We start from the raw sequence: 12,576 nt of genomic DNA on the forward strand, positions 1-12,576 counted from the left end.
TTTATGATCGTTGCAGTGCTTCGCTCGCCCGTCTGATGCGGGCGCAGGCCTCGTCGATAGCTTCCGGTGAGGTCGCGATCGACAGGCGCAGATAGGGCGAGAGCCCGTAGGCCGAACCATCGAGAACGGCGACGCCGGCCTCCTCGAGAAAATAGAGGGCGACGTCGAGGTCGCTCTCGAGCACCCGCCCATCCGGCCGGCGCCTGCCGATCAGCCCGGCGCAGCTCGGATAGACATAGAAGGCGCCGTCGGGCTTGAGGCAGCTCATCCCGTCGATGGCGTCGAGCAATTCGACTGCGCGGTCGCGCCGCTGGCGATAGGCGGTGCGCGCCTCGCCGACGAAACTCTGGTCGCCTTCGAGAGCCGCTGCGGCCGCCGCCATGCACATCGAGGCGGCGCCCGAGGTCGTCTGCGACTGGATGACGTTGATCGCCTTGACCAGCGCCTTCGGTCCGGCGCCATAGCCGATGCGGAAGCCGGTCATCGCATAGGTCTTGGAGACGCCGTTGACGAGCAAGGTGCGCTCACGCAGCTCCGGCGCGAGCGCCATCGGGCAGACCGGCTCGCCACCGTCGAAGCGGATATGCTCGTAGATGTCGTCGGTCATCAGCGCGACCTGCGGATGGCGCTTCAGCACCTCGGTCAGCGCCGTCATCTCCGCGGCGGAATAGAAGGCGCCGGTCGGGTTCGAGGGCGTGTTCAGGATCAGCCAGCGCGTACGCGGCGTGATCGCCGCTTCGAGCGCCTCGGCGGTGAGCTTGAAGCCGGCGTTCTCGCCGCAGGCGACGATGACCGGCGTGCCGTCGCAGGCCAGCACCATGTCGGGATAGGACACCCAATAGGGCGCGGGAACGATGACCTCGTCGCCTTCGCCGACGGTTGCCGCGAGAGCGTTGAAGATTACCTGCTTGGCGCCACTACCGACGACGATCTCGTCGGCGGCATAGGTCACGCCATTCTCGCGCGCGAATTTGGCGATGATCGCCTTGCGCAGGCGCAGCGTGCCGTTGACCGGTGCGTAGCGGGTCTCGCCGGCGGCCATCGCGGCCGTCGTCGCCTGCTGGATGTGCACGGGCGTGTCGAAATCGGGCTCGCCGGTGGTGAGGTCGATGATGTCGCGGCCTTGCGCCTTCAGCTCCTGGGCGCGCAGGCGCGCCATCATGCTGGGCGAGGGCTTGATCCGGCTGACGCGGGCAGAGAGAGGGATTGCGGAGGCGGTCACGACGCAGCCTTTCCGGCGTTCATGTAGAAGCTGTCGACTTTGCCCTCCGCGATCGCGGCGAGCGCATTCGCCTCGCGCTCTTCCTGCTGGCGCACCAACTCGAGGAGCTCGGCAGCGTCGGTGCGGTCGAAGACGACGACGCCGTCGGCATCGCCGACCACGACGTCGCCCGGCATCACCACCATGCCGTCGATCGAGACCGGGACGTTGATCTCGCCCGGCCCGCTCTTGTACGGGCCGCGATGCGTCACGCCGCGGGCATAGCAGGGAAAATTCGCCTGCTGGAACGCATCGACATCGCGGATCGCGCCGTCGATGACGAAGCCGGCGACGCCCATCGCCCGCGCCCGGCTCATCATGATCTCGCCGACCAGCGCCTGGGTCAGGTCGCCACCGCCATCGACGACAAGGACGTCGCCAGGGCGCAGCAGCTCATAGGCACGATGCAGGGTCTGGTTGTCGCCGGGCCTGGTCTTCACCGTCACAGCCGTGCCGATGAGCCGGCCGGAGCGGTGATAGGGCCGCAGCGCCCTTGTCCCGTGCAGCCGGTTCATCACGTCGGAGATGATCGAGACCGGGGCGCTTCGGAAGCCATCGAGGATCGCCACCGGGACAGAGGGGCTGTTCGGATTGGTACGGTGGCCGATCAGCGGCATGAAAGATTCTGTCCCCGAAAGTTTCGTTACGAAAATTATGTGACATGGCATCGATGACAGAAAGCGAATATATTTCTCGCTGGCCATCGCTTTTCTTCATCTCTTTGGGCGATAGCAAACAGGGCAGGGGTGATGCGGTGCCGGCGAGCCTGAGACAGATCGAAGCGTTCTACTGGACTGCCAGGCTGGGCGGTTTCACCGAGGCGTCAAGGCACCTTCACCTGGCGCAATCGACGGTCTCGAAGCGGATCATCGAGCTCGAAACGGTGATCGGCGGGCCGCTCTTCGACCGCACGAGCCACGCCCTGCGCCTGACGCGGGCCGGCGAGGCGAGCCTGCCGATCGCCGCCGAGATGCTCGCGCTGGAACCACGCTTCCGCGAAGCGGCGGGCGGCGCGGCAACCTTCGCGGGTCCATTCCGCTTCGGCGCGACCGAGCTCGTCGCCCTGACCTGGCTGCCCAAGCTGATCGTCGCGATGAAACGCGACTATCCCAATGTCGTGCCGGTGCCGGAGGTCGCGGCCAGCGTCGACCTGTTCGGCAAGCTGGCGGCCAACGAGCTCGACCTCGTCATCGGCCTCGACCCACCGCAACGCTTCGAGTTCGCCAACCTCCCGCTCGACAGCGTTCAGCTCGAATGGGTGTCAGCGCCGGGCTTCGGCCCGGAGGAGAACCTGATCCCACTGGGCGAAATGGCGAAATATCCGATCCTGACCCAGACGCAAGGCTCGGGCCTGCAGAAGCTGGTGCTCGACTGGGCGCTTGCCAACGGGCTCGAGATCAACCGCGTCGTCCAGTGCAACAGTCTGAACGTGCTGGCCGGCCTCGCCGCCGCCGGGCTGGGCGTCACCTTCCTGACCGCAAGCTATTTCGGCCCGGAGCTCGCCCGCGGCTACCTGCGCGTCATCAGGACCGAGCCGCCGATCCCGCCGCTGCGCTACTACGCGGTGCATCGCAAGGGCGACATCTCGCCGCTCGCCGCGCGCGTCGCCGCCATTGCGCAGCAATCCTGCGATTTTACCGCCCGGAGTTTGCCGCGCGATTGAGGGTTGAAGCGGATGCCTTAACGGCTTGCCTGCGACTGGGAAATTTCGGTCCAAGTCGGACACCAACACCACGCAGCTCCTGAACGAATGCCGCTTTCCAGCACCGTGCCAATGTCGGCTTGTGGCGCTACGCCGCCGCGGACTTTGGCTGAAAGGAGCACCTCCAGCTTCATAAAACACCTAATCTCGGTGTCCACGAAACCCGCAGCAGGCCAAGCCCGCGAACTGTTCAGACGAACCGCGCCAGCTCTAGCTGTGGAAGGTGTTTAACCTGAACGTCACCAGCGATGCCGCATAGCACCCCAGAATGATGGGAGCGGTCGAATGAATGGCCATGATGCGCTGGTTGTTCGCGGTCTGGTGAAGCGCTTTGGCAGCTTCACGGCTGTCAACGGCCTTGATCTCAATGTACGGCGCGGCGAGCTCTACGCATTGCTGGGGCCGAACGGGGCGGGCAAGACCACCTCGCTCAGGATTGTCGCGGGGCTGCTCTCTCCGGACGTGGGCGAGATCAGCATTTGCGGGATCAACCGCCTCCGTGATCCGGTTGCGGCAAAACGTGTGGTGGCGTGGCTCCCAGATGAACCGATGGTTTATGACAAGCTCACGCCTGTCGAGTATCTCGATTTTGTCGCCGGCCTTTGGCAAGTTGAGCCAACGGCCGCAAAGCGCCGCCGCGACGCCCTGCTCGAGACCCTCGACCTTACCCGCGTGGCAGATCAGCGCTGCGAGGGCTTTTCCAAGGGTATGCGCCAAAAGGTTGCTCTTGCTGGCGCGTTGATTCACGAACCCGAGTTGCTGATCCTTGACGAGCCGCTGACGGGCCTCGATGCGTCGATGGCGCGCCACGTGAAGGAACTGCTTCAGCAACGTGTCGCAACCGGCGTGGCGGTGATCCTCACCACGCATATCCTCGAAGTCGCTGAACGGCTCAGTGACCGCATTGGCATCATCCGCAATGGCAGGCTGGTCTGCGAGGGCACGATGGCCGAACTGCGCAATGCCGGCGCCTCCCAGGGTTCTACCCTTGAAGATGTTTTCCTCGATGTCGTCGCGCGCGAAGAGGCCGCCTGAGATGAAGGCCCTCGTGTCCGGTGCATCCCGCGCCGTGCTGGCGCTCGAGGCCCGTCTGGCATTGCGCGGCATTGCCGATATGGCAGGCCCGAAAACGGCAATGCGTCCCTGGCGCATCGCGGGCGTGTTGGCTGTGGTCTGCACGATCATTTTCGGCGTGTCGCAACTTCTGCTGATGACGGCCGGCGAACTGGACCCTGCCGATCCACGCTTTCAGATCACATTGACGATCAATCTTGCCTTCCTGTTCGTCCTCATGATCTCAGCCGCGCTCGATTCCGCCGCCTATGCGCTCTACGCGCGCGGCGACTATGAACTGATGTTCTCCGCGCCCCTGCCTCCGCAAACGGTGCTGCTGGTCAGGGCTCTCAACGTCTTTGGTTTCACGCTGACAAAAGCCGGTCTTTATGGCGCTCCGATGCTGATCCTGCTGGCGGTGCAGCGCGGACCTCATTGGTTGGCTGGCCTGCCCCTGATCCTTGCCCTTGCGCTCAGCGCAACGGCCATCGCGATCGGACTGGCAATGGGCCTGGTTCGCCTTATCGGTATCCGCAGCACGCGCGTTGCGGCGCAGGTGGCTGCAGCGCTGGCCGGTCTGCTGGTGCTTGTGATGGTGCAGTGGGACGCGATCTTTGGGCCAGGTCCAAAGGACGCCTTCGTTGCGGACTATGTTGCCAACTCTCAATCTGTTGTCTGGCAATTGGCGATGCTGCCTGCCCGCGCCATGACGGGCGATGTTGTGGCCCTCTTGGCTGTAGTCGCCTGCGCTGCGCTGATGGCCGTTCTGATGTTCATCGGCCTTGCCGAGAGCTTTGTGCGCAATGCGGCCCTCGCAGCAGGATCGACGTCTGCGGTTCCACCCCGCGCCAGGCGTAGTCGCGCATCCTTCGGAACGTCACCAGTGGCGGTACTGATGCTCAAGGAACGGCGCATCATTCTACGCGATCCGTGGCTGTTGTCGCAGATCCTGATGCAATGCATTTTTCTGATCCCGATCGCCGTCGTGACAGTGTATCGGGTCGCGAGCGGAGCTGACGATGCCTCGGCGCTCATGCCGGTCCTGATCGTTCTGTGTGGCCAGATCGCCGGTGGTCTGACCTGGATCGCGATGTCGGCAGACGAAGCTGCCGAACTTGCCTTGACCGCACCGCTGGACCCCCGCTTACGCGAGCGCGCCCGTTTTGGCGCCGTATCCTGGCTTGCAGTCATGTTCGCCGCACCGCCGTTGATGCTCTTGCTGATGTTCGATGCCTGGGCCGGCCTGGTCAGTTTGCTCGGTGTTGCATGCGCCATCGCCTGCGGCTTTTTCATTAACGTCTGGCATCAACCAAGACTGGCGAGGACCGGCATGATCAGGCGGCGCATGAAGAGTCCCATCTCCGTGACGCTCATAGAGCTTCTGGCCTTGACGATGGTTGCGGTCGGACTCTGGCCCTTGCTGGCTGGCAACTACCTGGCGGCGATGCTGGGCTCGCTCCTGGCCGTGGCAACGATGGGCGTGCTGTATGCGGCGCGCCCACGCGCAGCAGCCTAAGCGCGAATGTCCGCTTCCGGGTGAGGCCCCAATGTCAGCTATTGGCGCTCGGCGGCCGTTTGAGTTGGCCTAGCAAACTCAGCAAATTCGTAGCCAGCTGCGACTGCCGGGCGCAAGCAGCCTTCGAAATCACCACTAAGGACGACCCTTCGGCGGCGGTCGCGACGGCGACTGGTTGAAATCGGTCGCAACAATATCAGTTATTGCATTTACAATCCAGAATATGCAAAATGCATCATGCTTCAGTTCACAGCGATAAGTTCAGTCGAGGAGGCAGTCCGAACGGATGCCGCGGGCCTGTTCGGGCCCGACTATCGACGTCTGCCGCACATCTTCCGCATCCTGGTCGAGAATGTCGCGCGAAATGCATCCTCTTCGGTCGAGCGTGATGCGGCCATTGCAGCGATCCGCGACTGGCTGAAGGTCGGCAGCAGCAGCGCCGAGATCGCCTTTCAGCCCTCGCGCGTGCTGATGCACGACACCACTTGTACGCCGGCGCTGGTCGACATTGCCGGAATGCGCGACGCGCTGGCCGAAGCCGGCGGCGATCCGCGGGCTCTCAGTCCCGTCCTGCCGGTCGATGTCTCGGTCGATCATTCGCTCGGTGTCGACGTCTCCGCTGTGCCGGGTGCCGCCGACCTCAACAAGGAGCGTGAATATCGCCGCAACGGCGAGCGCTACCGCTTTCTCAAATGGGCGACGCAGGCGATGCGCGGGGTGCGGGTCAATCCCCCCGGCACCGGCATCATGCACACGATCAACCTTGAGCAGCTCGCGACCGTCGTCGGCACGACTGTGATCGAGGGCCGTACGGTCGCCGCGCCCGATACGCTGATCGGGACCGACAGCCATACGCCCATGATCAACGGGATCGGCGTGCTGGCGTGGGGCGTGGGCGGGCTCGAAGCCGAGAGCGTGATGTTCGGCATGCCAGTGATGATGCGGCTGCCCGAGGTGATCGGCGTGCGCCTGGACGGCCGGCTGCGCGAGGGCGTGCTCGCCACGGATCTGGCGCTCACCGTCACGCAGCTCCTGCGCGAGCGCGGGGTGACCGGCGCCTTCGTCGAGTTCTTCGGACCGGGCGTCTCGACCCTGTCGGCCGGCGAACGCGCGGTTGTCGCGAACATGACGCCCGAATTCGGAGCGTCCACAGCCTTCTTCCCGATCGACGAGCGCACGCTCGTCTTCCTGCGCGAGACCGGCCGCGACGAGCGGGCGGTCGCGCTGGTCGAAGCTTATGCAAGAGCGCAGGGGCTCTGGTTCGAGCCGGCTGCCGAGCCGCGCTTCACCGACATCGTCGTGCTCGATCTACGGACGGTCGAAACGAGCCTTGCCGGCCCCTTCCGCCCACAGGACCGGCTGCCGCTCGCCAGCGTGCCGGCGGCGCTGGCAGCGCTTCCGCAGCCGACGACACTGTCGGAGGCCTTGCCGAGGCACCCGGTCGCGATCGCCGCGATCACCAGCTGCACCAACACCAGCGATCCGCGCCTGCTCGTCGCGGCGGGGCTGGTGGCGCGCAAGGCCCGCGCGCTCGGCCTTGTTCCGCCGCCCTGGGTCAAGACCTCGCTCGCGCCGGGCTCGCCGGCGGCCGAGCATTTCCTGCGCCGCTCCGGTCTCCTCGACGATCTCGAAGCTCTGGGCTTCGGGATTGTCGGCTATGGCTGCACCACCTGCATCGGCAATTCCGGGCCACTGCTGACGGTGATGGAGCAGGCGGTCGCGGCGGGAGAGACGCTTCCGGTCGCGATCCTGTCGGGCAATCGGAACTTTCCCGGCCGCGTCCATGCCCAGGTCGAGGCGGGTTTCCTCGCCTCGCCGCCGCTCGTCGTCGCCTATGCGTTGGCTGGCGATGCGACACGTGACCTCGCACGCGAGCCGATCGGCCGCGCCGGCGATCGTGCGATCCATCTGTCCGAGCTCTGGCCGTCGGGCGAGGAGATCGATGCAGCCCTGGCTGCCGGCTTCGACCGCCGCGACTTCCGCGAAGCCTTCGCGCGCGCCTCGGCCGATGTGAGCTGGGCCGGGCTCGAAGCGCCATCGACGCCGCAATTCCCCTGGGACCCGTCGTCGACCTATCTGCGTCGGCCTCCCTTCGCCCGCGCCGACGCGCCGGTTTCTCTCGGCCGGTTCAGCGCCCACCCGATCCTCGTCCTCGGTGACGACATCACCACCGACCACATCTCGCCCGCCGGGCAGACGCCTGCTGCCAGTGAGGCGGGCCGGTGGCTGACCGGGCATGGCGAGAACCCGCGCGACCTCAACGTCTACGCCTCGCGGCGCGGCAATTGGGAGGTCATGCTGCGCGGCCTGTTCACCAACCGCACTGTGGTCAACCGGCTGGAGCCGGATCTGCCTCCGGGGTCGACCCGGCACGTAGCCAGCGGCGAGGTCCTGCCGCTCTGGGTCGCCGCGGAGCGCTATCATGCGGCTGGCGAAGCCATCGTGATCGTCGCAGGCGAGCGCTATGGCACGGGCTCCTCGCGCGACTGGGCGGCGAAGGGGCTCGGCCTGCTCGGTGTCCGCGCCGTGCTCGCGGCGAGCTTCGAGCGCATCCACCGCTCGAACCTGATCGGCATGGGCATCCTGCCGCTCACCTTCGACGATGCTGCGCAAGGTGTCGGTCTGTCACTCCGGCCCGGAGACCGCATCGAGGTCGCGGTGCCCGAGGAATGGCTCGCGCCGCGCCTCGCCACGCAGGTCACGCTCCTGCGCTCCGGCGGCGAACGCCTGTCGATTCCGATGCATCTCGCGGTCGAGACGGACCTCGAATGCGAGACGCTACGCGCCGGCGGCATGCTGCCGCTGATCCTGCGCCGCTTCCTGCCCGATCACAGAGATCGCCCGCCGGGTGATGACGATGCGGCGGAACGCCGCCGCGCCTGACAGGGCCTCGCGCCGCGACCAAACCAGACCACAAACGGAGGAAACCCCCATGATCGACCGTCGACTTCTGCTCGCCTGCGCCGCTGCCATCATCGCGGTTCCGGCCGTGGCTCAGGCCCCGTCCGAGCTCAAGATCATTGCTCCCGCCGGACCGGGCGGAGGATGGGACACCGCTGCGCGCTCGATCCAGCAGGTCCTGACCGGTACCGGACTCGCCAGGAGCGTCCAGGTGCAGAACGTCACCGGTGCGGGCGGCACCGTCGGCCTCGCCCAGTTCATCAACGGCTCGAAGGGCGATCCCTCGCAGCTGATGGTCAACGGCATCACCATGGTTGGGGCGATCCTGACCAACAAGGCGCCGGTCAGTCTCGACCAGGTCATGCCGCTGGTACGCCTGACTGGCGATCCGCTGGTCATCGTCGTGCCGGAGAACTCGCCGCACAGGACGGTCAAGGATGTGGCTGCGGCTATCAAGGCCGATCCCTCGCGCTTCATCTGGGCTGGCGGATCGGCCGGCGGGGCCGACCACATCCTCGCCGCGCTCGTGACGAAAGCGGCCGGCAGCGATCCCGGCAAGCTCAATTACGTCGCCTTCTCTGGCGGTGGCGAGGCACTCGCCGCCATGCTCGGTGGGCGCGTGACGGCCGGCGTCTCGGGCTATGGCGAGTTCGAGAGCCAGATCAAGGCAGGGAAGCTCCGGGCCATTGCCCTGTCCTCCGGCAAGCGCCTCGACGGCACCGATGTCCCGACACTGAAGGAGCTTGGCATGGACGTCGAGGTCGTCAACTGGCGCGCCGTGATGGCGGCGCCCGGCCTCTCGGCCCAGCAGCGGCAGGACCTCACCGCCGTCTTCGACAAGATGGTCAAGTCGAAGGAATGGCTCGAGGTGCTGAAGGTCCGCGGCTGGGACGATTACTACCTCGCCGGCGAGCCTTTCGCCGCCTTCCTCAAGGAGGAGCAGGTCCGTGTCGCCGACGTCCTGCGCTCGATCGGCCTCGTCAAATAAGCTTCGAATCGCCGCCCGGCTCGGGTAGATGCTCTCGTCGGCGGGCTGCGCAGCAGGCCGACGGGAGCGCATCGTGGCACGGGCGAGCAGGCAGGACCTCGGAGAGACGCTGGCGGCGAAACTGCTCGGAGAGATCCGGGAGTTGCGGCTCGCCGCCGGGACGCATCTGCGCGCCCAGGATCTTGCGACCCGTCTCGGCGTTTCGCGCTTCCCGGTGGGCCAGGCCCTTCAGCTGCTCGCCGGCAAGGGCGTGCTGCGCCATGAGCCCAACCGCGGTTATTTCGTCGGCGAGAGCGAGCCCCCCAGCGCGGAAGATCTGGGGCTTGCGATCACCGACGGCCGCGACGCGATCTATTTCCGGATCGCCGAAGACCGTCTCGGCGGCGCGCTGCCCGACCGGATCACCGAAGCCGAGCTGCGCGAGCGCTACGGGTTGACGCGTGCCGAGCTCACGGCGGTGCTGACGCGCATCAGTTCCGAGGGCTGGGCCGAACGACGCGCCGGCTATGGCTGGACCTTTCTCCCGGTCCTGAACACGCCCGAAAGCCTGGAGCAGAGCTACCGGCTGCGTCTCGTTCTCGAGCCTGCAGCTTTGCTCGAGCCGGGCTACGAGCTCCTGCCCGAGCAGATCGCAGCTTGCCGCCATGCCGAGGAGAGATTGCTCGCGGGCGCCATCGAGACCGACTCCGCCGACGCGCTGCACGAGCGCGGGGTGCGTTTCCACGAAACGATCGTCGGTGCGAGCGGCAACCCGTTCTTCCTCGATACGATCAGGCGGCTCAATCGCGTGCGCCGCCTGCTCTCCTACCGCTCGATGCTGGACCGCGAGCGTTACCGCGCCCAATGCGAGGAGCATCTCGCCATCCTCGACAGCCTCGCGCGCCGCGATCAGGACGAAGCTGCCGCCCGGCTGCGGGCTCATCTGGCGCACACGATCGAGAATCTGGCGCGCATTCGCCCAATCCTGTCGCGCTGAGCAAAGGCGCCCTCATTGCGATCACTGAGAAGTTAGATTGCATTTATTGATATCAATATGCTAATTGACTGATCAGTCAATCGGGAGGATCGGTCATGGTCTTGGATATTGCGCGGCGAGCCGCATTGGGATTGCTGGTGGCTGGAGCCGGCATCCTCGCAAGTGGGCTTGCCCAGGCGCAGGGCTATCCGACCAAGCCGATCCGCCTCATCGTGCCTTTCGCGGCTGGGGGCGGCGTGGACACGGTCGCGCGCATTCTCGGCGAAGCTCTCAAGCAGGAGCTCGGGCAGGGCGTCGTCATCGAGAACCTGCCGGGAGCCAGCGGAACACGCGGCGCCGAAACGGCCGTCAAGGCGGATCCAGACGGCTACACGATCCTGCTGGCTTCGGCCGGCGAGATCGCCGTGGCGCCTCATATCCAGAAGGGGCTGCGCTATGTGCCGGAGCGCGATCTCGCGCCGATCACGCTGGCTGTGCGCGTGCCCAATGTCCTCGTGGTGAAAGGGGATTCCCCGTACAAGAGCGCGGCGCAGCTGATCGCGTTCTCGAAGGCGCAAGCCAAGGACGGTACCTATTCGTCGAGCGGCGTCGGCAATCCGCAGCATCTCGCCGGCGAGCTGATGAACAAGATGGCGGGTTCGCAGCTCCTGCACGTCGCCTATCGCGGCGCGGCGCAGCAGATTCCGGACGTCCTCGCCGGCAGCGTCACCGCGACCTTCGCGAGCTACCTCGCGGTCGCCTCCTTCGTGCAGAGCGGACAGCTCCATGCCGTCGGCGTGACATCGAAGGAGCGGATCCCGAGCCTGCCCAATGTGCCGGCTTTGGCCGAGACGCCCGGGCTGGCGAAGTTCGACGTCGTCAACTGGTTCGGCCTGTTCGCCCCGGCCAAGACGCCGCCGGCGATCCTGGGCGCGCTGCATGCCGCTGCGATCAACGCCCTCGGGAAGCCGGAGATCGCCGCCAAGCTGTCGGAACTCGGCAGCTATCCGAGCCCGATGCCGGCTGCCGCCTTCGGTGCGTTCGTGCGGGATGAGACGGCGAAATTCAAGGACATCGTCGCCGCTGCCGGTATCGAGGCGCAATGAGCCGCGTGGTGGCGCCGGAAACTCATCTTGCCTATGTCGGCTCGCGCACGACGCGCGAGCGCGGCGCCTCGGGCGAAGGCATCTCGATCTTCGCGACCGACGCCAGCGGCCGGCACTGGCGCCACCTCGAGACGGTGGGAGATCTCGTCAATCCGTCGTTCCTGGCGTTCGGCCGGGGAGGGCGGCATCTCTACGCCGTGCATGGCGACGGGGCGGAGGTGAGCGCCTTCGCCATCGACGAGGCGACGGGTGGGCTGAGCCTTGTCAATCGCGTCCCCTGCGGTGGGCACAATCCGGTTCATCTCGTCGCGTCACCAAGCGGCCGGCAGCTCTATGTGGCCAATCACTTGTCGTCGAATGTCGCCGCGATCGAAATCGCGCCCGACGGCGCTCTCGGATCAATCGCACAGATCGTGCTGCTGGCCGGGAAGCCCGGTCCCCATCGGGTCGAGCAGGCTTTTGCCAAGCCGCACCAGCTGATCCTGAGTGCTGACGAGCGCTACCTGATCGTCCCGGACAAGGGGCTCGACGCGACCTTCATCTTCTCGATCGAGCGCGATGGCAGGCTGCGCGCCACAGGCGAGCCGGCGGGGGACCGCGAAGGCAGCGGTGCGCGCCATGCGGTCTGCTCGCCGGGCGGCCGCCATGTCTATGTCGTCAACGAGCTCGATTCGACAATCAGCGCTTTCGCCTTCGATGAGAGCAGGCTTGTCCCCATCCAGCGCGTCAGCGCTCTACCCGACAGCTTCTTCGGCTTCAGCCGCGCGGCCGGCATCGTGCTGACGCCAGACGGACGCCATCTCTTCACGTCCAATCGGGGGCACGACAGCCTCGCGGGTTTCGAGATCGACCCAGACTCAGGGCGCCTGAGTCCGAACGGCATCACACCCTCCTGCGGCCGCACGCCCCGCTTCATCGCGCTTGCGCCGGATGCCTCGGCCGTGGTCTGCGCCAATGAGGAAAGCCACGCATTGACCCGGCTGGAGGTCGGTGAAGTCGGCGCCCTCCAGCCAGCGGCTCAGATCGCGCAAGTGCGCAGCCCCGTCTGCGTGGTATGGAAAGCGCTGCCGGTACAGCTGCGCTTGCGCTGACGT

The 12,576-nt window shown here is 66.2% G+C and carries 10 protein-coding genes; 8 read left to right on the plus strand and 2 right to left on the minus strand.

The genetic code is table 11. The features are described 5' to 3' along the window. Window position 1 precedes the first annotated feature (1 nt). Together AC07O0_RS25285 and AC07O0_RS25290 are read right to left on the minus strand one after the other, a co-directional pair. Window positions 2-1,222: an aspartate transaminase gene (locus AC07O0_RS25285; RefSeq protein WP_494626825.1), complete on the minus strand. Its 1,221-nt coding sequence runs from the start codon at window positions 1,220-1,222 to the stop codon at window positions 2-4. Next, window positions 1,219-1,878, minus strand: coding sequence for an RraA family protein (locus tag AC07O0_RS25290; RefSeq protein WP_494626826.1), 660 nt, complete (start codon window positions 1,876-1,878; stop codon window positions 1,219-1,221). The genes AC07O0_RS25285 and AC07O0_RS25290 overlap by 4 nt, the downstream gene beginning before the upstream one ends. Window positions 1,879-2,015: 137 nt before the next feature. Here AC07O0_RS25290 and AC07O0_RS25295 point away from each other — a divergent pair, with 137 nt between their 5' ends. The 8 genes from AC07O0_RS25295 to AC07O0_RS25330 all read left to right on the plus strand — a co-directional run bounded on the left by AC07O0_RS25295 (window position 2,016) and on the right by AC07O0_RS25330 (window position 12,573). Beyond that, the gene (locus tag AC07O0_RS25295) at window positions 2,016-2,924 is read left to right on the plus strand and encodes a LysR family transcriptional regulator (protein ID WP_494626828.1); all 909 of its coding nucleotides are present in this window, start codon (window positions 2,016-2,018) and stop codon (window positions 2,922-2,924) included. 324 nt (window positions 2,925-3,248) lie between these two features. Continuing rightward, on the plus strand, window positions 3,249-3,998 hold the full coding sequence (locus tag AC07O0_RS25300; RefSeq protein ID WP_494626829.1) for an ABC transporter ATP-binding protein: 750 nt from the start codon (window positions 3,249-3,251) through the stop codon (window positions 3,996-3,998). A 1-nt stretch (window position 3,999) separates the two neighbouring features. Then, window positions 4,000-5,532, plus strand: coding sequence for a hypothetical protein (locus tag AC07O0_RS25305; RefSeq protein WP_494626831.1), 1,533 nt, complete (start codon window positions 4,000-4,002; stop codon window positions 5,530-5,532). 237 nt (window positions 5,533-5,769) lie between these two features. Continuing rightward, a complete protein-coding gene (acnA, locus tag AC07O0_RS25310) occupies window positions 5,770-8,415 on the plus strand; it encodes an aconitate hydratase AcnA (RefSeq protein WP_494626833.1) in 2,646 nt (881 codons plus the stop codon). Between the two features lie 49 nt (window positions 8,416-8,464). Beyond that, window positions 8,465-9,421: a Bug family tripartite tricarboxylate transporter substrate binding protein gene (locus tag AC07O0_RS25315; protein ID WP_494626834.1), complete on the plus strand. Its 957-nt coding sequence runs from the start codon at window positions 8,465-8,467 to the stop codon at window positions 9,419-9,421. 73 nt (window positions 9,422-9,494) lie between these two features. After that, the gene (locus AC07O0_RS25320) at window positions 9,495-10,397 is read left to right on the plus strand and encodes a GntR family transcriptional regulator (RefSeq protein WP_494626836.1); all 903 of its coding nucleotides are present in this window, start codon (window positions 9,495-9,497) and stop codon (window positions 10,395-10,397) included. A 95-nt stretch (window positions 10,398-10,492) separates the two neighbouring features. Next, window positions 10,493-11,482 carry a Bug family tripartite tricarboxylate transporter substrate binding protein gene (locus AC07O0_RS25325; RefSeq protein ID WP_494626838.1) on the plus strand — a complete coding sequence of 330 codons (990 nt, stop codon included), beginning with the start codon at window positions 10,493-10,495 and terminating at the stop codon, window positions 11,480-11,482. After that, window positions 11,479-12,573 carry a lactonase family protein gene (locus AC07O0_RS25330; RefSeq protein WP_494626840.1) on the plus strand — a complete coding sequence of 365 codons (1,095 nt, stop codon included), beginning with the start codon at window positions 11,479-11,481 and terminating at the stop codon, window positions 12,571-12,573. The genes AC07O0_RS25325 and AC07O0_RS25330 overlap by 4 nt, the downstream gene beginning before the upstream one ends. Window positions 12,574-12,576: the final 3 nt, after the last annotated feature.

The organism is Allobosea sp. GW821-FHT10B12 (assembly GCF_059415545.1).